At 57.9% G+C, this 15,631-nt stretch carries 14 protein-coding genes; 6 read left to right on the plus strand and 8 right to left on the minus strand.

What is annotated here, in order from left to right; translation table 11 throughout:
- Positions 1 to 90 precede the first annotated feature (90 nt).
- From ABRP31_RS13185 to ABRP31_RS13210, 6 genes are all read left to right on the plus strand, one after another.
- Entirely contained in the window at positions 91 to 1,044 is a 954-nt protein-coding gene (locus ABRP31_RS13185) for an ABC transporter permease (protein ID WP_349972010.1), read from the plus strand.
- Positions 1,045 to 1,046: 2 nt separating this feature from the next.
- A complete protein-coding gene (locus ABRP31_RS13190; RefSeq protein WP_027900788.1) occupies positions 1,047 to 1,940 on the plus strand; it encodes an ABC transporter permease in 894 nt (297 codons plus the stop codon).
- 2 nt (positions 1,941 to 1,942) lie between these two features.
- Positions 1,943 to 2,986, plus strand: coding sequence for an ABC transporter ATP-binding protein (locus tag ABRP31_RS13195; RefSeq protein ID WP_349972012.1), 1,044 nt, complete (start codon positions 1,943 to 1,945; stop codon positions 2,984 to 2,986).
- Positions 2,983 to 3,990 carry an ABC transporter ATP-binding protein gene (locus ABRP31_RS13200; protein ID WP_349972014.1) on the plus strand — a complete coding sequence of 336 codons (1,008 nt, stop codon included), beginning with the start codon at positions 2,983 to 2,985 and terminating at the stop codon, positions 3,988 to 3,990. Before ABRP31_RS13195 ends, ABRP31_RS13200 begins: the two co-directional genes overlap by 4 nt.
- Positions 3,987 to 5,168 carry an amidase gene (locus ABRP31_RS13205; protein ID WP_349972015.1) on the plus strand — a complete coding sequence of 394 codons (1,182 nt, stop codon included), beginning with the start codon at positions 3,987 to 3,989 and terminating at the stop codon, positions 5,166 to 5,168. Before ABRP31_RS13200 ends, ABRP31_RS13205 begins: the two co-directional genes overlap by 4 nt.
- Positions 5,169 to 5,255: 87 nt before the next feature.
- Positions 5,256 to 6,521 carry a Zn-dependent hydrolase gene (locus tag ABRP31_RS13210; protein ID WP_349972017.1) on the plus strand — a complete coding sequence of 422 codons (1,266 nt, stop codon included), beginning with the start codon at positions 5,256 to 5,258 and terminating at the stop codon, positions 6,519 to 6,521.
- Between the two features lie 2 nt (positions 6,522 to 6,523).
- On the opposite strand, the gene ABRP31_RS13215 is transcribed toward ABRP31_RS13210, so the two are convergent.
- The 8 genes from ABRP31_RS13215 to ABRP31_RS13250 all read right to left on the minus strand — a co-directional run bounded on the left by ABRP31_RS13215 (position 6,524) and on the right by ABRP31_RS13250 (position 15,314).
- Entirely contained in the window at positions 6,524 to 7,336 is an 813-nt protein-coding gene (locus tag ABRP31_RS13215) for a class I SAM-dependent methyltransferase (protein ID WP_349972018.1), read from the minus strand.
- A 412-nt stretch (positions 7,337 to 7,748) separates the two neighbouring features.
- Complete coding sequence (locus ABRP31_RS13220) at positions 7,749 to 8,360, minus strand: PqiC family protein (protein WP_349972020.1); 612 nt, start codon at positions 8,358 to 8,360, stop codon at positions 7,749 to 7,751.
- Positions 8,357 to 10,039, minus strand: a complete 1,683-nt coding sequence (locus ABRP31_RS13225) for an MlaD family protein (RefSeq protein ID WP_349972021.1) — start codon at positions 10,037 to 10,039, stop codon at positions 8,357 to 8,359. Before ABRP31_RS13225 ends, ABRP31_RS13220 begins: the two co-directional genes overlap by 4 nt.
- Positions 10,032 to 10,646, minus strand: coding sequence for a paraquat-inducible protein A (locus ABRP31_RS13230; RefSeq protein ID WP_349972022.1), 615 nt, complete (start codon positions 10,644 to 10,646; stop codon positions 10,032 to 10,034). Before ABRP31_RS13230 ends, ABRP31_RS13225 begins: the two co-directional genes overlap by 8 nt.
- On the minus strand, positions 10,643 to 11,263 hold the full coding sequence (locus tag ABRP31_RS13235; RefSeq protein WP_238599633.1) for a paraquat-inducible protein A: 621 nt from the start codon (positions 11,261 to 11,263) through the stop codon (positions 10,643 to 10,645). Before ABRP31_RS13235 ends, ABRP31_RS13230 begins: the two co-directional genes overlap by 4 nt.
- 241 nt (positions 11,264 to 11,504) lie before the next feature.
- Positions 11,505 to 13,616, minus strand: a complete 2,112-nt coding sequence (locus tag ABRP31_RS13240) for a bifunctional diguanylate cyclase/phosphodiesterase (protein WP_349972023.1) — start codon at positions 13,614 to 13,616, stop codon at positions 11,505 to 11,507.
- 310 nt (positions 13,617 to 13,926) lie between these two features.
- Positions 13,927 to 14,226: a protealysin inhibitor emfourin gene (locus tag ABRP31_RS13245; protein ID WP_087273504.1), complete on the minus strand. Its 300-nt coding sequence runs from the start codon at positions 14,224 to 14,226 to the stop codon at positions 13,927 to 13,929.
- 20 nt (positions 14,227 to 14,246) lie between these two features.
- Complete coding sequence (locus tag ABRP31_RS13250; RefSeq protein ID WP_349972024.1) at positions 14,247 to 15,314, minus strand: M4 family metallopeptidase; 1,068 nt, start codon at positions 15,312 to 15,314, stop codon at positions 14,247 to 14,249.
- Positions 15,315 to 15,631: the final 317 nt, after the last annotated feature.

Consider the following 15,631-nt stretch of genomic DNA (forward strand, 5'->3'; position numbering starts at 1 on the left):
ATAAGGCTGGACGCGATCTAAAGCGAAATCGCATCCAGCCTTATCGCGAGCAAGCTCTGCTCCCACAAAAAAACCGTGTGAGGCGACCTTATGCTTTCCTATATCTTGCGTCGCATCCTACTGGCGACGCCTATTTTGCTGGGCGTGGCGCTGGTGTGTTTCATGCTCGTGCAAATGGCTCCAGGCGACCCGCTGGTTTCGGTCATGCCGCCTGATGCGTCCGAAGCATTGCGTATGCAGTTGATCCAGGCCTATGGATTCGACAAACCGCTGCCGGTGCAGTTTGGCCTTTGGCTATGGCATGCCGTACAGGGTGACCTGGGCATGTCGATTGCCAGTGGCCGTCCGGTCACTGCCGAAGTGATGGGCGCAGTGGGTTACTCCTTGCGGCTGGCGTTGCTGGCAACCCTGATCGGTTTTGTCCTGGGCAGCCTGTTCGGCTTCGTCGGCGGCTATTTTCAGGACAGCTGGCTTGATCGCGTAGCGTCGGCTATTTCTGCGGTGGGTGTCAGCGTCCCGCATTACTGGCTCGGCATGTTGATGGTGATCATCTTCTCTTCGCAGTTGGGCTGGCTGCCCGCAACTGGGGGTGGCCCGCTGGGGCAAGCCGCGTGGGCGTGGGATTGGGCGCATCTGCAGTTCATGATTCTTCCGGCCATCACCTTGTCGGTCATCCCCACCGGAATCATTGCCCGCACCGTGCGTGCTCAGGTGGCGGAAACACTGGCGCAGGAATTCATTATCGGGCTGCGCGCCAAAGGTCTGAGTGAATGGGGCCTGTTCCGCCATGTGGTGAAAAACGCAGCGCCTACCGCGATGGCGGTGATGGGCTTGCAGATCGGTTACTTGATGGGCGGCTCGATTCTGGTGGAAACCGTGTTCGCGTGGCCCGGCACTGGCTTGCTGCTCAACTCAGCAATCTTTCAGCGTGACTTGCCGTTGCTGCAAGGCACGATCTGGGTCCTGGCTCTGTTTTTCGTGGCACTCAATCTGCTGGTGGACATCCTGCAGACGTTGCTCGATCCACGTATCAAAAGGGGCTGAGCATGAACCTGTCGATTTTGCGACCGGCCGCGCCGGTCATTGCCCCCGTCGAAAGCTCGCCGGGCTACTGGAGTGAAGTGTTTGGTCGCGTGCGCCGGGATCCGGTGGCGCTGTTCGTGGGCACGATCATTTTCGTGTTGCTGCTGCTTGCTGTGTTCGGGCCATGGATCGTGCCGGGCGACGCGTTCACTACTTCCATGTTCAAACGCCTGAAGCCGATCGGCACCGAAGGCTTCCCGTTGGGCACGGATGAATTGGGGCGTGATCTGCTGTCGCGTCTGATGCTGGGTGCACGTTTGTCGTTGTTCATGGGCATCACACCGGTGATCTTTGCCTTCTTTATCGGCGGCGCGATTGGGGTCATTGCCGGTTACTTCGGTGGCTGGCTGAACAGCCTGATCATGCGCACCGTGGACGTGTTCTACGCATTCCCGTCGGTGTTGCTGGCGATCGCTTTCTCGGGAGCGTTGGGCGCCGGAGTCAACAACGCCTTGCTGTCACTGACGCTGGTCTTCGTGCCGCAAGTGGCGCGGATTGCTGAAAGCGTGACCACTCAGGTCCGTAATCGGGATTACATCGAAGCGGCGCGTGCCTCGGGGGCGGGTTCATTCACGATTATTCGCACTCAGGTGTTGGGCAATGTGCTGGGGCCGATTTTCGTGTTCACCACGGGGCTGATTTCGGTGTCGATGATCCTCGCTTCGGGCTTGTCGTTTCTCGGGCTGGGCGTCACGCCGCCGGAGCCTGAGTGGGGCCTGATGCTCAATACCCTGCGCACCGCGATCTACACCCAACCGCTGGTTTCAGCCTTGCCGGGGGCAATGATCTTCATCACTTCGATTTCTTTCAACGTGCTCGCCGACCGGTTGCGGGCAGCCATGGCAATCAGGAGCTGACGATGACCAAGCGCGATATTGGCGGTCCAGCGCAGCCACTGCTGAAAGTGGAAAATCTGGTCAAGCACTTCCCGGTCAAAGGCGCACTGGGCAAACGCAGCGTGGTTCGTGCCGTGGATGGCATCAACTTCGCTGTGCACAAGGGCGAAACCCTTGGCGTGGTCGGTGAGTCCGGCTGCGGCAAATCGACTACCGCACGGCTGTTGATGCAGTTGATTGAGCACGACAGCGGCGAACTGGTCTTCGACGCGATGACGGTTGGCGGCCATCAGTTGCCGTTGCGTGATTACCGGCGCCAGGTGCAAATGGTCTTCCAGGACAGCTATTCGTCCTTGAACCCACGCCTCACCATGGAACAGTCGGTCGCGTTCGGTCCGTCCGTACACGGCGTCAGCCAGAAAGACTCACTGCTGCGCGCCCGTGACCTGCTGGGCCGGGTAGGGCTGGAGCCGACGCGCTTCGCCGGTCGTTACGCCCATGAACTTTCCGGCGGTCAACGTCAGCGGGTGAATATCGCCCGGGCACTGGCGGTGGATCCACGGCTGGTGATCCTCGATGAGGCAGTCTCGGCGCTGGACAAGTCGGTTGAGGCGCAGGTTCTGAACCTGCTACTGGACCTCAAGGACAGTCTGCAACTCACGTATGTCTTCATCAGCCACGACTTGCATGTGGTGCGTTACCTGTCCGATCGGATCATGGTCATGTACCTGGGCGAGATCGTCGAGATTGGCCCGGCTGAAGCGTTGTTCTCCGACGCGCAGCACCCGTACACCCAAGCGTTGCTGACCTCCATGCCGTCGATGGATCCGGCCCATCGCACGCTGGTTTCGCCGCTATCCGGCGACCCACCCAGCCCGATCAATCCGCCTTCAGGCTGTCGTTTTCACACGCGCTGCCCCCACGCAGAAGCGATTTGCGGGCAGACCGCCCCCGCGCTGACCGAGACAGGTGCAGGGCATCAGGCGGCCTGCCTGATGGTTCAGCCAGGCGGCGGGCATAGCCGCAGCCCATCGGCGCAACTGATTCACAGAGGAGCACTGGCATGAGCGAACAACCCATGGTTGCCGTGCGTGACCTCAAGGTCCGTTTCAAGCGAGGCGGGCAGACATTATCGGCGGTCAACGGCGTTAGCCTGCAAGTGGCTCGCGGTGAAGTGCTGGCGCTGATTGGCGAGTCGGGCTCAGGCAAAAGTGTCACCTTGCGGGCGTTGATGCGCCTGCATTCAGAACGCTCTACGACTATCGAAGGGCAGATCGATATCGCCGGACAGAACCTGATGAAGCTGTCCCGCAGCCAGCTGCAAGCGTTGCGCGGGCCGGTGGCTTCGATGATTTTTCAGGAACCGCTGCTGGCGCTTGACCCGGTTTACACGATTGGTCAGCAAATCATTGAGGCGCTGCGCCGTCACGGCTCCATGTCCAAGGCTGAAGCCCGCGCGGCGGCACTTGAAGCCTTGCGCAGTGTGCGCATTCCAAGTCCCGAGCAGCGTCTGGATGCCTATCCCCACGAGATGTCGGGCGGTATGCGGCAGCGGGCGATGATCGCGTTGGCGCTCGCTTGCAAACCACAGATCCTGCTTGCCGATGAGCCGACTACGGCGCTGGACGCCACGGTGCAGATCCAGATTCTGATCCTGCTGCGTGAATTGCAGCAGGCACTGGGTCTGTCGATCATCTTCGTGACCCACGACATTGGCGCTGCCGTTGAGGTCGCTGACCGGGTTGCGGTGATGTACGGCGGGCGCATCGTTGAGCAGGCACCGCTGGCTGAGCTGCTGGATAATCCTCAGCACCCCTACACCCGGGTTTTACTCGGCACCCGCCCCAAGGACGGGCTGCGCAAGGGCGAGCGGCTGATCAGCATTCCCGGCGCGCCTCCTGATTTAGCCAACTTGCCAGCAGGCTGCGCCTTCGCGCCACGTTGCCCGCGTGCCAGCGATATTTGCCGTAGCGAAGTTCCGGCCATCGAAGAGATTCTTGCTGAGCACTCCGTGAGTTGCCATCACTGGAGTCAGGCTCCCGTTCATTCCGTTTGTGAGTCCATGACATGACCGATTCTGCATTTGCTTTCATGCCTTATCCCCACGTTGATGTACCTCGTGCGGCCAGCGGTCCTTTGGCGGGTTACACGTTTGCCGCCAAAGATCTTTTTGACGTAGCGGGTTATCCAACCGGGGGAGGTAATCCTCATGTGCTGGCCATGTCCGGCATCAAGACCCAGACTGCGCCCACCATCCAGCGTTTGCTGGACGCGGGGGCCGAACTGGTGGGCAAGGCGCACACCAATGAAATGGCGTTCTCGATGAGTGGCAAAAACGCCCATTACGGCACGCCGCGCAACGGTGCGGCCCACGACCGGATTCCGGGTGGCTCGTCGTCGGGCTCTGCATCTGCGGTCTCCAACCACTTGTGTGATTTCGCCATGGGCAGCGACACCGGCGGTTCGGTGCGCACCCCGGCCAGTTATTGCGGGCTGTTCGGGCTGCGTCCGAGTCATGGCCGGGTGTCGCTGGCAAATACTCAGGCGCTGTGCGAAAGCATGGACACCGCAGGGTATTTCGCTCGTGAGGCCAAAGTGTTCGGTCTGGTCGGTGAGTGCTTGCTGGGGGAGGATCCGGCACCGTTGCCGGAGGTGCCGCAACTGCTGATCAGTGATGCGCTGTTCGGGCTGCTGCCGGCAGCATCGCTGGACGCTCTGGCACCGGCCATTGCGCAAATCAACGCCTGCTGCGGCCCGCTGGAAAAGCTTGAAGGTGAGCTGCCGTCATTGAGCGATGCCTATTGGGCATTCCGTTACATCCAGGGTCGGGAAGCGTGGCAGGCTCAAGGCGAGCTGATCGAGCGTGAAGGGTTGGCATTGGGACCGGACGTCGCGGCCCGTTTTGCCTGGTCAAAGGCTGTCACTGACGAGCAGTACAACGATGCCTGCGCGCTGCGCGAACGATTTGCTGCGCACTGGAAAGCGCTGTTAGGCGACCGAGTACTGGTGATGCCTACCGTTCCTGATATCGCACCGTTGCTTAGCGCCCAAGACGAAGAGATCGAAGAAACCCGACGCATATCCCATCACCTGCTGGCCATTTCCGTGCTCTGCCGTACGCCGCAGTTGAGCATGCCGCTGACCATGAAAGACGGAGCTCCGCTGGGTATTTCCCTGATGGGCCCGGTGGGCAGTGACTTAAGCCTGGTGAAGCTGGCGGTGAAGATTGCCGGTTTTGGCGCGGCCTGACGCCTACAGGAAGTGCATTTCCCATCCTGAAGGATTGCATTTATTGCAGTCCTGAAAGTCAGTGCCCATTAGATTGGAGAAACGATCATGACCACCCCGTTCACCTCTTCAACATTGCTCACCTCCAACGCACCGCTGATCAATAGCCAGCGCCTCTGGCAATCATTGATGGATCTGGCGCAAATCGGCGCAACGACCAAGGGTGGAGTTTGTCGCCTTGCGCTTACCGACCTTGATCGTCAGGCACGCGACTTGTTCGTCAAATGGTGCGAGGAGGCCGGTTGCACGGTGAGCGTAGACGCCATCGGTAACATTTTTGCCCGCCGCCCGGGTCGTAATCCGGATCGCGCGCCCGTGATGACCGGCAGCCATATTGATACCCAGCCCACCGGCGGCAAGTTTGACGGCTGCTTTGGTGTGATGGCCGGGCTTGAAGTTATTCGCACCCTGAATGACCTCGGTCTGGAGACCGAAGCTCCCGTGGAAGTAATCGTATGGACCAATGAAGAGGGCTCGCGCTTCCCACCGTGCATGATGGGCTCGGGGGTGTTCGCAGGCCAGTTGAGTCTTGCCGAAACCCTGGCCAAACAGGATGAACAAGGCCTGGTAGTGGGTGAGGAGTTGCAGCGTATTGGCTACGCGGGGAGCAGGGCGGTGCTCGGTCATCCGGTAGGCGCGTATTTCGAAGCCCATATCGAACAGGGGCCGATTCTCGAAGATCAGCAGAAAACCATTGGGGTGGTCATGGGCTGCCTGGGGCAGAAGTGGTTTGACCTGACCCTGACAGGCGTCGAGGCCCACGCAGGGCCTACGCCGATGTCTTTGCGCAAGGATGCATTGGTTGGTGCGGCGCAGGTGGTCAGTGCGGTAAACCGCATCGCGTTACAAAGCCAACCCCATGCCTGTGGCACGGTGGGGTGTCTCAATATCCATCCGGGCTCGCGTAATGTGATTCCTGGCGAAGTGAAGATGACCATCGACTTCCGTCACCTGCAAGCTGACAAGTTGCAGGCAATGGTTGACGAACTGCAGCAGGTGATTGAAAGCGCCTGCGCGCAGCACGGTCTGAGCTATCAATTAACACCCACGGCAGATTTTCCGCCGCTGGACTTCGACAGCCTGTGTGTCGATGCCGTGCGCCAGAGTGCGGCCCAGTTAGGGTTGAGTCACATGGATATCGTCAGTGGCGCCGGGCACGACGCTATTTTTATCGCAGAGCTGGGCCCTGCCGGGATGATCTTCGTGCCGTGCGAGGGGGGCATTAGCCACAACGAAATCGAAAATGCGACGCCGGAAGATCTCGCGGCAGGTTGCGCGGTGCTGCTTCGGGCCATGGTCAGCACCGCGCAATAGCCTCAGCGTCGGGTAATGACGACTTCCAGATACTCGCTGGGTACCACCAGCGAGGATTCTCCCCCACGATTGAGGCGGGTCAGGAGTTCGGCAAGTTCTCGGTGCAGTGTCACCGCGCCTGTTTCTGAGAGCGCGGCAAAGGCTTTGTGCACCGGACCATACCAGGTGCGGAAGACTTCAATGAAGTGCTCCGCAGAGCGGTAACGAAAGTTGAAATGCCGATGTTCTATGTGAATGTCGTCAGCCGTGTCGCTGAAGAGTGTGCGTAGATGCGCTTCAGTGCCCCACAAGGAAGGCGGTTTAACTCCAGGTGGAGGAGGCAAATGCCTGCCGAGTGTTTTAAAGACCTGCCCGACAAAGCCCGCAGGTGTCCAGTTGGCAAGACCAATACGTCCTCCCGGTCTGCAGACACGGGCCAACTCCGTCGCTGCCTGTCGCTGATCCGGGGTGAACATCACGCCGAAAGTCGACAGCACCGCATCAAAAGTGGCGTCTTCAAAGGGCAGCGCTTCGGCGTCTGCTTCAAGGAACCTGACGTCAAAATGTTCCGCTCGAGAACGTTCCCGACCGCGCTCGAGCAAACCGCTGACGTAGTCGGTTGAGGTGACACGGCAACCCCGTCGTGCTGCCGCCAGCGTCGCATTACCGTTGCCAGCGGCTACATCAAGCACTGTTTCGTCATAGCGCAGATCACAGGCTTCGGCTAACAATTCGCCAACCAGTTGCAACGTAGTGCCAATTACCGCGTAGTCGCCACTGGCCCAGGCAGCTTGTTGGCGCGTTTTCAGGGTGGGTAAATCAAGAGGCTGTTCCATGGTTTTGTTCTTCCTGTCTTCTGGGAGCAGGGGTGGCAATGGGCTTGCTGGACGCAGAAGAAGGTAACAACTGGCTAACCTGATAACGACCGCAATCCGCACCGCCTCGCACTAGAGTTAACCGCTTCAAATAAACAAGTTGCAAGCGGTGGCGGCCGGTCGGATATAGGGAATGGCGATAAGTGTCATAACCAGAACCTGGTTCGTAGACCGCCAGCTTGATTCAATCGTGATATGACGAAAATAAGCCGCTAGTTGCTAACACACAGAATTAACCGTACAGCTAATTGCACCTTTGGGGGCTGGGCTGATTAGTTGTGCGGCGACTTCTGCGAACTGTTTATCGGGGGAATATTCGGTGTCTCAGCGGCCTCTAAAGGGCCGCGACGTGTGGCTCAAGACCTCAAAAACCTCAAGGGCAGCGTGCACCGGTCTGTTGTGACCACGCGGTGGCGGTTTTGGCGATGCTGTCCGCCAGCCTGGAAACGGCCTGCTGATGCGCCAGCACCAGATTCTCCATCCCCAGGCCGGCAGGCTCACGGATAATACTGCTGCAGGTCAGGCTCTGACGCTTGGCGTCGTTGTTGCGTAAACCCAAGGTCCACACGACATCAATCAACGCGTACTGGCCTGGCACTGACTCGAAGCGACGCACATCAGCGCGCAGTGATAACACCGGTTGAGACGGATCCTTCGGCAACCCGGCCATATCGCGACCGCCGAAACGACGCTCCAGCTGTGGCGTGAGCGCGTCGTGGAACTCATCGCCCAGCGGCGACCCCCAGCGTTCCGCATCCAGTATGGCCAGGCTGCCGTCGCCTTGGCGCACGACTAACGGCGGCTGGTCAACCTGGACAGCCATCAACACTGGCAGCATTTCGAACTGGAACGGAGCAGGGCTTGCGACAGGGGGCGGTGCCGAGCTCATGGGCGCAATCAGTGTGTAGTAGTGGGTCGGCGTTGAGGAGCAGGCGCTGAGTCCCAGCGCGGCGGCCAATGCCATGAACTTCAAACGCAGACTCATTGTTGTGGCTCCTGTCTGATGGCACGGGATGAGGACGGGGATTTGTAAGAACCGGGGGCGGCATCGTCAGTGCGGCCTCGCAGCAATGCTTCAGGGTGACGGCTGAGGAAGTCGGTCAACACGCGGACCGAGCGAGCTGTGCGCTGCACTTCATCCATGGCCTGGCCCAGTTGCTGGCGAGCAGGGGAGTCTTCAGCCAGGCTGTCGTTGGCCGTGCCCAGGGTTTTCTGCGCCTGCTGCAGAGTACCGCGCATCTCTGGCAAAACGGTGCCGTTGACGGTTTTCAGGGTTTTCTGCAACTCGCTCAAACTGCCGTTGAGATTCCTTGCCAGATCATCGAGAGGCAGCCTGCCGAGCTTCTCGACGAAGGCTTGCAACTGCTCTTGCAGCTTATCGAAGCTACCCGGCACGGTCGGTATTTCCAGTGGCCGGGCTTTAGGGTCGAACACCACTTTCGGTGCTTTTGGATCAAAGTCCATGGCGATATATAACTGGCCGGTCAGCAAGTTGCCCGTACGGATCTGAGCGCGCAGGCCTCGGGAAACAAATGCTCCCAGAATACGCGCCGATTGCTGGTCGAGGTCGCCGGTGCCGCCTAACTGCTGGAGCTTTTCTTCCGCTGCGCCCAGGCGTTTCGGGTAGATGACCGCACCGACAATCCCTGGAAACGTCTGCGTCGCGGGGTCGTAATCCAGATCCACGGACACGACGCGACCGACATTCACACCCAGGAAATCAACGGGGGCGTTAACCACCAGACCGCGCAGGGATTGCTGGAATCGCATCCGGATATAACGCGGTTCGCCATCGGGCGGCGCAAGTGCGGCAGCCTGATCATTGAAAATCCGGAATTCGGCATTTTCATCGGCTGGTTTAGCGTCAGGGCTCCAGTTGGGTTCTCTGAAGGCGATGCCGCCGGAAAGGATTGATGCCATCGATTGCGTGTCAATCTTCAGGCCCGAAGCACCCACGGTGACGTCAACGCCGCTGGCATTCCAGAAGCGCGTGTCGGTGGAGATATATTGATCATTAGGCGAGTTGATGAAGATCTGAATATCAACACCTTTACCGTCTTTTGACAGCTCATAGGAAACAACCTGCCCAACTTGAATGCGGCGGTAGTAAACCGGTGAGCCAATATCCAGTGAGCCGAGATCGTCTGTGTGCAGCTTGAAGCGCTTGCCTCTGTCCCCGAAGGTCACTGGCGGCGGGGTTTCCAGGCCTTCGAAGTCGCTTTTGGTTTTTTCCGAACTGCCCGCGTCCGCACCGATGAATGCGCCGGACAACAGGGTGTCCACTCCGGACACGCCTTGCGCGCCGATACGTGGCCGCACGACCCAGAAATGAGTGTCTTCCCGGGTGAACGGACCTGCGCTGTTGTTAAGCTCGATAGTCGCCAGAACGTGAGTCCGGTCCTCGCTGAGTTCGATCCCGGTCACCACTCCGATGACTACGTTCTTGTATTTGACCTGGGTCTTGTTAGCCTCCAGCCCCTCTGCCGTCTGGAAGCTGACGGTGATTTTCGGGCCGATGGACATCCAGTCATGGACTGCCATCGACAGACCGATCAACGCGGCGACGATTGGCACCAGCCAGACCAGCGATACGCGCACGCGGCGCCGCGTGATATCCGGGCGGCGTGGGGCCGATGAAGAAGGGGGGAGGGTATTGTCAGACATCTTCAACCTCTGCGTCCCAGATGAGCCGGGGATCGAAACTCATGGCGGCGAACATCGTCATCACCACTACCAAACCAAAAAACAGAATGCCAATTCGAGGCTCGATGGTGCTGAGCTCATGAAACTGCACAAGGGCGGCAACCAGCGCTACGACTAACACGTCAAGCATTGACCAATAGCCAATCAGCTCGATAAAACGATACAGCTTTGCCCGCTCGCGCATCGCCCAGGTACTGCGCCGCTGGCAGGTTACAAGCAGCAATCCCAGGACGACGAACTTGATGCTGGGCACCACGACACTGGCGATGAAAATCAGCAGAGCAATGTCCCACGAGCCACCTTTGAAGAACTCGATGACGCCACTCATGATGGTGTTCTGGCTGCTATTGCCAAACATCGTGGTGTACATGACCGGGAGCGTATTGGCCGGAATATAGAAAATCAGCCCGGCAATCAAAAACGCCCAGGTGCGAACGATGCTGTTGGGCTTGCGAGTGTGGACCGCAGATTCACACCGAGGACATTCGTGAATGTGTTCCGGGCAGGCAAAGCCGCAGATATGACACAACGCCAGGCCGCGCTCGCGAGCGAAGGGAATACTGTTCAAGAAGGTTGTACTCCCAACTCGGTCCACAGTCGACGGGTGTGCTTACCGGCAATCAGGATAATCAACACCATCAACATCGCCATGGCCCACAGCCCAACCCCGGCATGCACGTCGAGCATGCCCGAGAGTTTCACGATCGCCACCAGGATGCCCAGCATGCACACTTCCAGCATGCTCCAGGGCCGTAAATGCTCCAGGGCGCGCATGCACATTTTAAAACCCGGAGCCACGGTGCCTTTCTGGGCATGCAAAAGGACCCAGAACAGCAGGATGATTTGTAGCATCGGCGCAAAAATGATCGACAGTCCGGCAACCAGCGCAATTAACGTGATGCGTCCCTGAGCCAGCGCTTCGACTGAAGACCAGAGAGTGACCTCGTTGCTAAGACCTTTCATGCTGATGTCGATCACCGGGAAAACGTTGGCAAAAACGAACAGCACAGCGGCGGCGATGGTCAGTGCCAGCAATTGCTCGAGGCTCAGACGATGAGCACGCTCAAGAACTGCGCCACAACGGGCGCAGGAAGCTGTCTCACCTTTTTGCAAAGGCACAGCCTCGTAGAGCGAGTCGCAATGCTCGCAAATAATGACATCGCTGGGTTGTATGGTGTCAGGCAAGGTGCTGTTCATCTACGCCGTGGGCCGCAGAGGATAACGCAAGAGGCTCAGGGGCGAGAAGATATCTGCCTGGCGCATATACGGCTCCATTTATCAGCCTCTCCTTTTAATGGTATGAGACATGGACCTCCGGCGCTGGCCTGCGTTCACGTGTCACTAAGCCATTATTTGAGCGGCGGTAGATTACAGCCTGAAAATACTGAGCCAGACCTTCAGATAAGGCCATTCGCAAGTGCAATTATCAAATCACTGCGGTGTGCCGGGAATAAGCGCTCTCCAGTCGCTGGAACTCCGTTACAAGATAGTCGCTGGCCGCTTGCGCGCTCAGTGGCCTGGCGAAAAAGTATCCCTGCAGAAAATGGCAGCCTAATGCTCGCAGTTGCTCGATTTGCTCTACGGTTTCAACGCCTTCGGCGACGATTTCCAGGCCTAGGTTTATTGCCAGGCCAATTGCGGTGGCGCAAATCTCCAGATCCTTGCCGCCGTTGCCTATATCGCGGACAAAGCTGCGATCAAGCTTGAAAGCGTGCACCGGCAAGACTCGCAGGTAGCCCAGTGAAGAATAGCCGGTACCGAAGTCATCGATCGACAACCTCACCCCCAGTCGGCGCAGATCACGAAGCCGCTCGATAGAGCGCTCGGGGTCCTGCATGAGCACCGACTCGGTGATTTCGAGTTCCAGATGATGACCTTGAAGATTGCTCCGCTGCAGGGCGTTGGTGACCGTTGCTTCGAGGTCGGTGACCAACAACTGCTGTACTGACAGGTTGACCGCCACTTTGAGGTCAGCAAACCCCATGGCATGCCAGCGGGCCAGTTGTTCACAGGCGGTATCGATCACCCAGGCGCCCATGTCGGCGATGATGCCCATTGACTCTGCAATTTGAATAAAGCGATCCGGCATGACCAGACCATATTCAGGATGCTGCCAGCGGATAAGTGCTTCGAGGCATACCGTGCGGCCGTCTGACGCGAGCACTTGCGGTTGGTAGCAGAGGAAAAACTGTCCTTTTTCCAGGGCCAGACCAAGCGCTGCCTCGAAGTCGACCCGTTCCTGAATATTTTCTTTGAGCGCTGGATGATAAACCCGCAGATTGCCGGGGCCGAAACTCTTGGCTTCATGCAGCGCTAGTTCCGCCGCGCCGAGGATGTCTTCCGGCTGGCTGGCATCTTCGGGGAACACCGCGACACCGGCGCTGGAGGTGATTTTCAATGGGCTGCCCGCGACATCGAAGGACGACGCCAGCGCTTTGGACAGCTTCTCTTGCAGTCGGGTAATACCCTGGTCGTTCTTGACGCCGCTTGCGCCCACCAACAATTGGCCGGTGCCAACACGCGCAATGAGATCACTGTCGCGAGTCGTGAGCTGAAGGCGTTGTGCGATTTTGATCAGCAACTGGTCGCCCGCTTTGTGGCCGCGTGTGCCGTTGACGATCGCAAGTTGGTCAAGCTCCAGCAGAAACACCACCAGCCTGGTTTGATTCTTTTTATTAGTTGCTATCAGACTTTGCAGCCGGACCAATGCTCCGGAACGATTGGGTAGTTCAGTCAGTGGATCGTTGTGAAGTGCATGTTCGAAGCGCTCGCTGGCGATTCTGTGACTGTTGATCTCTTGCTCAAGCGCCTGATCAATACGTGCTTTTTCCCGCCTGCTTCTGGATATCCTTGCCTTGACCATGACCGAAAACCAGACAGCCAGAAACAGGAAGCCAAAGCCACCGAGGTAGGGCACTTTGATTACGCCTGCATCGGCCAGAGTAGTCAGGATGGTGGCAGTCAGTAACAGGACAACGGAGGTCCAGATCACAATATTCGAGAGTAATCCGGCCTGTTTGCGGATTCTCAGCGAAAACAGCGTGACCCAGCCCAGCAGCGTGAAGTTCAGCACGCGCATGATCTGATAAATAAAGGTTGGCTCGCCGGAAATGATGTAGAGCTGTTCTCCCCAGGCAAACGCGCTCGGGCTATCGGAGTGCAAGCTGTTGAAGCGATAGCCCAGCGGTGTCGCAGCGTTGAAGATGATCGCAAAGAGCGCCACGCCGGCGACCAGGTAAGAGGCTTTATACGCCTTGGGCCGGTTTTCCAATGCCGCTATCAGGTAACTGCTGAGCGGAACTAAAAGCAGCGAAAAAAAGTTCACCCATTTATGAGCGAACAGCGCCGCCTGAACGGTCTGCGCCGAGTACTGCAGGGCATTGAATATCTGGAACAGGGTGAACACCAGGCAGATGGCCGAAAACATCCAGCAGGCCCGTGTGTATCCGCTGTTGCGGGCCAGCAAGGCGGCATTGAACGCGCCCATGACCAATATTCCCGTGGAGATGAAATACAGAGCCAGGATGGGTGCGATCATTTCGTCCTCTAAATGGGATCGGCGCACCAGCAACAGCAAGGTCGGGAAGGGCTGCTGGATGGGATCCGGGCAATACTATAGCATCATATAGCCACTATTTGGGTTGCCTTGATCCTGGTGTTGTAAACGTGGCGCTCCACTTTGCTTGCGATTCGGTCTGTGAGTCGTTGAATGTATTGCCTGTACTGACCCTATCGCGAGCAAGCTCACTCCTGCAGTTCCCGCGTCTGCTGCACCAAGTGCTTTGCCATGGACGGCGGGCCATCTCCTGCAGTAACGGTATCTTCATTCAGCTCGTTGCATTTTCTAATCAAAGCTTCCCCGGCTTTGCGTGCTTTTGCAGGTAGCTCAATAACGTTTGCGCTTCTGGCGGGATATTGTGCTCATCGAAAGACACGCAGATCGCATTGGTGTCATCTTCAATGGTGATCTCGTACTGCTTATGGTCCCGAGTCTGTTCGGACAGGAAGTTACCGGACTGGATAAATCCGCTGTCGCGCACCAGGCGCTTTACCTGGTCTGCTTCAGGTGGTTCCAGGTCAGCCGTGTTCACTTCGCAGCTTTTAATTGCCCCGATAAATCCGCCGGATTGCACGTAACACACTCTCATGATGACGCTCCTCACTAGACTCAAACGGTAATACCGACCTTCTTCCAGGCAGCTTTGACAGCTTTTCTTGCAGCGCTGCCGTATTGCTTGCCGCCTGCGACTTGTACGCTGATTTTGGCGCAATCGATGAACTGGCTTGTGCTGTGTAGTTGCAGAAGCGTTTCGTACCAGATCCTGCCCGCTACGTCCCAGGCATTACCGCCCAGCGCTTTGGCGCTCAACACGAAGGCCCGATTGGCGATGCCGGAATTGATGTGTACGCCACCGTTATCCTTGGGGCCGGTGTACAGGTCGGCCATGGTGGCGGGTTGAGGGTCGTCGCCCAGGTCCGGGTCGTTCACATAAGCCGTGCCGGGGTTTTCCATGTCGCGAATACCGCGGCGGGTCGGGGCCGGGACCAACAGTTCTTTGCCAATCACCCAGCTTGATTCAGCGGCGCTAGTGCCTTCTTTCCACTGGCGAACCAGAATCCCGAACACGTCGGCAAAGTGCTCGTTAAGCGCGCCGGATTGTCCTTGGTAGCTGAGGTTGCTGGTGAAAGACTGTACGCCATGGGTCAACTCATGGCCGATGACTTCCAGACTGCCGGTAAAACGTTCGAACACTTCACCGTCGCCATCACCATAGGCCATCTGCTGGCCATTCCAGAACGCGTTGTTCATGGGCACAAAGCCGCCCTGAAAATCCACTTCCGCGACGTGGACGCTGGAAATCAATGTCATGCCGTTGTCGTCCAGCGAATTGCGACCAAACAGTTGTTCGTAGAAGTCGTAGACATCGCCCGAGCCATTGAAGGCTTCATCCACAGCAGCGTCAGTGGTATCCGGCTGGCCTTCAGCGCGGGCCAGACTGCCGGGCAGGCTGTTGGTACCTTTGGCGTCGTACGTCAGCCGGTTTTTTTTGCCGTTGGGTGACTTGCTTGCCAGCAGGGTCGGCATCGCCTGTGCTGAAGTGCGAAATGCAACAAACGCCGAGCCGCTGGCCAGGTTGGTGATGGCCAATGCTCTGACCCGGGCGTGAGGCGATTGAGCGAGATGCTCAAGAATGTAAGGGGGAATGATGCAATGCAGCGGGTTTCGATGGCACATACGCGAATCTCCCTGGGCATTGTTGCTGAACCGTTATGGGCTGGTTTCAGGCTGTACAGGTTTTAGGCAGCATAGCTGCCAATGCCATTCCTACCATTCACCCGGATATCTTTTAACAACGTCTGGCGTGCGGAGCTGTCCAAACAGTTCACCCATTCAATGGACAATATCCAAATGAATAGGTCGCAGAGAACGTTTTCGGACATCTATCGTGAACAGGTGATAGAAATCCAGGTGATACGTGCGCCGGGCATCGGAGAACTGGTTGAGTTTGTGGCGCATGTAAAAGTGACAATTCCGGGCCGTACAGTTGTTCC

Origin of the sequence: Pseudomonas caspiana (genome assembly GCF_040224095.2) — a bacterium.
GTDB classification, from domain to species: domain Bacteria; phylum Pseudomonadota; class Gammaproteobacteria; order Pseudomonadales; family Pseudomonadaceae; genus Aquipseudomonas; species Aquipseudomonas caspiana.

What these genes read in the sequence shown, in the direction of transcription:
- ABRP31_RS13185 (WP_349972010.1), top strand. Translation starts at nt 91, where the DNA reads ATGCTTTCCTATATCTTGCGTCGCATCCTACTGGCGACGCCTATTTTG.
- ABRP31_RS13190 (WP_027900788.1), top strand. Translation starts at nt 1,047, where the DNA reads ATGAACCTGTCGATTTTGCGACCGGCCGCGCCGGTCATTGCCCCCGTC.
- ABRP31_RS13195 (WP_349972012.1), top strand. Translation starts at nt 1,943, where the DNA reads ATGACCAAGCGCGATATTGGCGGTCCAGCGCAGCCACTGCTGAAAGTG.
- ABRP31_RS13200 (WP_349972014.1), top strand. Translation starts at nt 2,983, where the DNA reads ATGAGCGAACAACCCATGGTTGCCGTGCGTGACCTCAAGGTCCGTTTC.
- ABRP31_RS13205 (WP_349972015.1), top strand. Translation starts at nt 3,987, where the DNA reads ATGACCGATTCTGCATTTGCTTTCATGCCTTATCCCCACGTTGATGTA.
- ABRP31_RS13210 (WP_349972017.1), top strand. Translation starts at nt 5,256, where the DNA reads ATGACCACCCCGTTCACCTCTTCAACATTGCTCACCTCCAACGCACCG.
- ABRP31_RS13215 (WP_349972018.1), bottom strand. Translation starts at nt 7,336, where the DNA reads ATGGAACAGCCTCTTGATTTACCCACCCTGAAAACGCGCCAACAAGCT.
- ABRP31_RS13220 (WP_349972020.1), bottom strand. Translation starts at nt 8,360, where the DNA reads ATGAGTCTGCGTTTGAAGTTCATGGCATTGGCCGCCGCGCTGGGACTC.
- ABRP31_RS13225 (WP_349972021.1), bottom strand. Translation starts at nt 10,039, where the DNA reads ATGTCTGACAATACCCTCCCCCCTTCTTCATCGGCCCCACGCCGCCCG.
- ABRP31_RS13240 (WP_349972023.1), bottom strand. Translation starts at nt 13,616, where the DNA reads ATGATCGCACCCATCCTGGCTCTGTATTTCATCTCCACGGGAATATTG.
- ABRP31_RS13245 (WP_087273504.1), bottom strand. Translation starts at nt 14,226, where the DNA reads ATGAGAGTGTGTTACGTGCAATCCGGCGGATTTATCGGGGCAATTAAA.
- ABRP31_RS13250 (WP_349972024.1), bottom strand. Translation starts at nt 15,314, where the DNA reads ATGTGCCATCGAAACCCGCTGCATTGCATCATTCCCCCTTACATTCTT.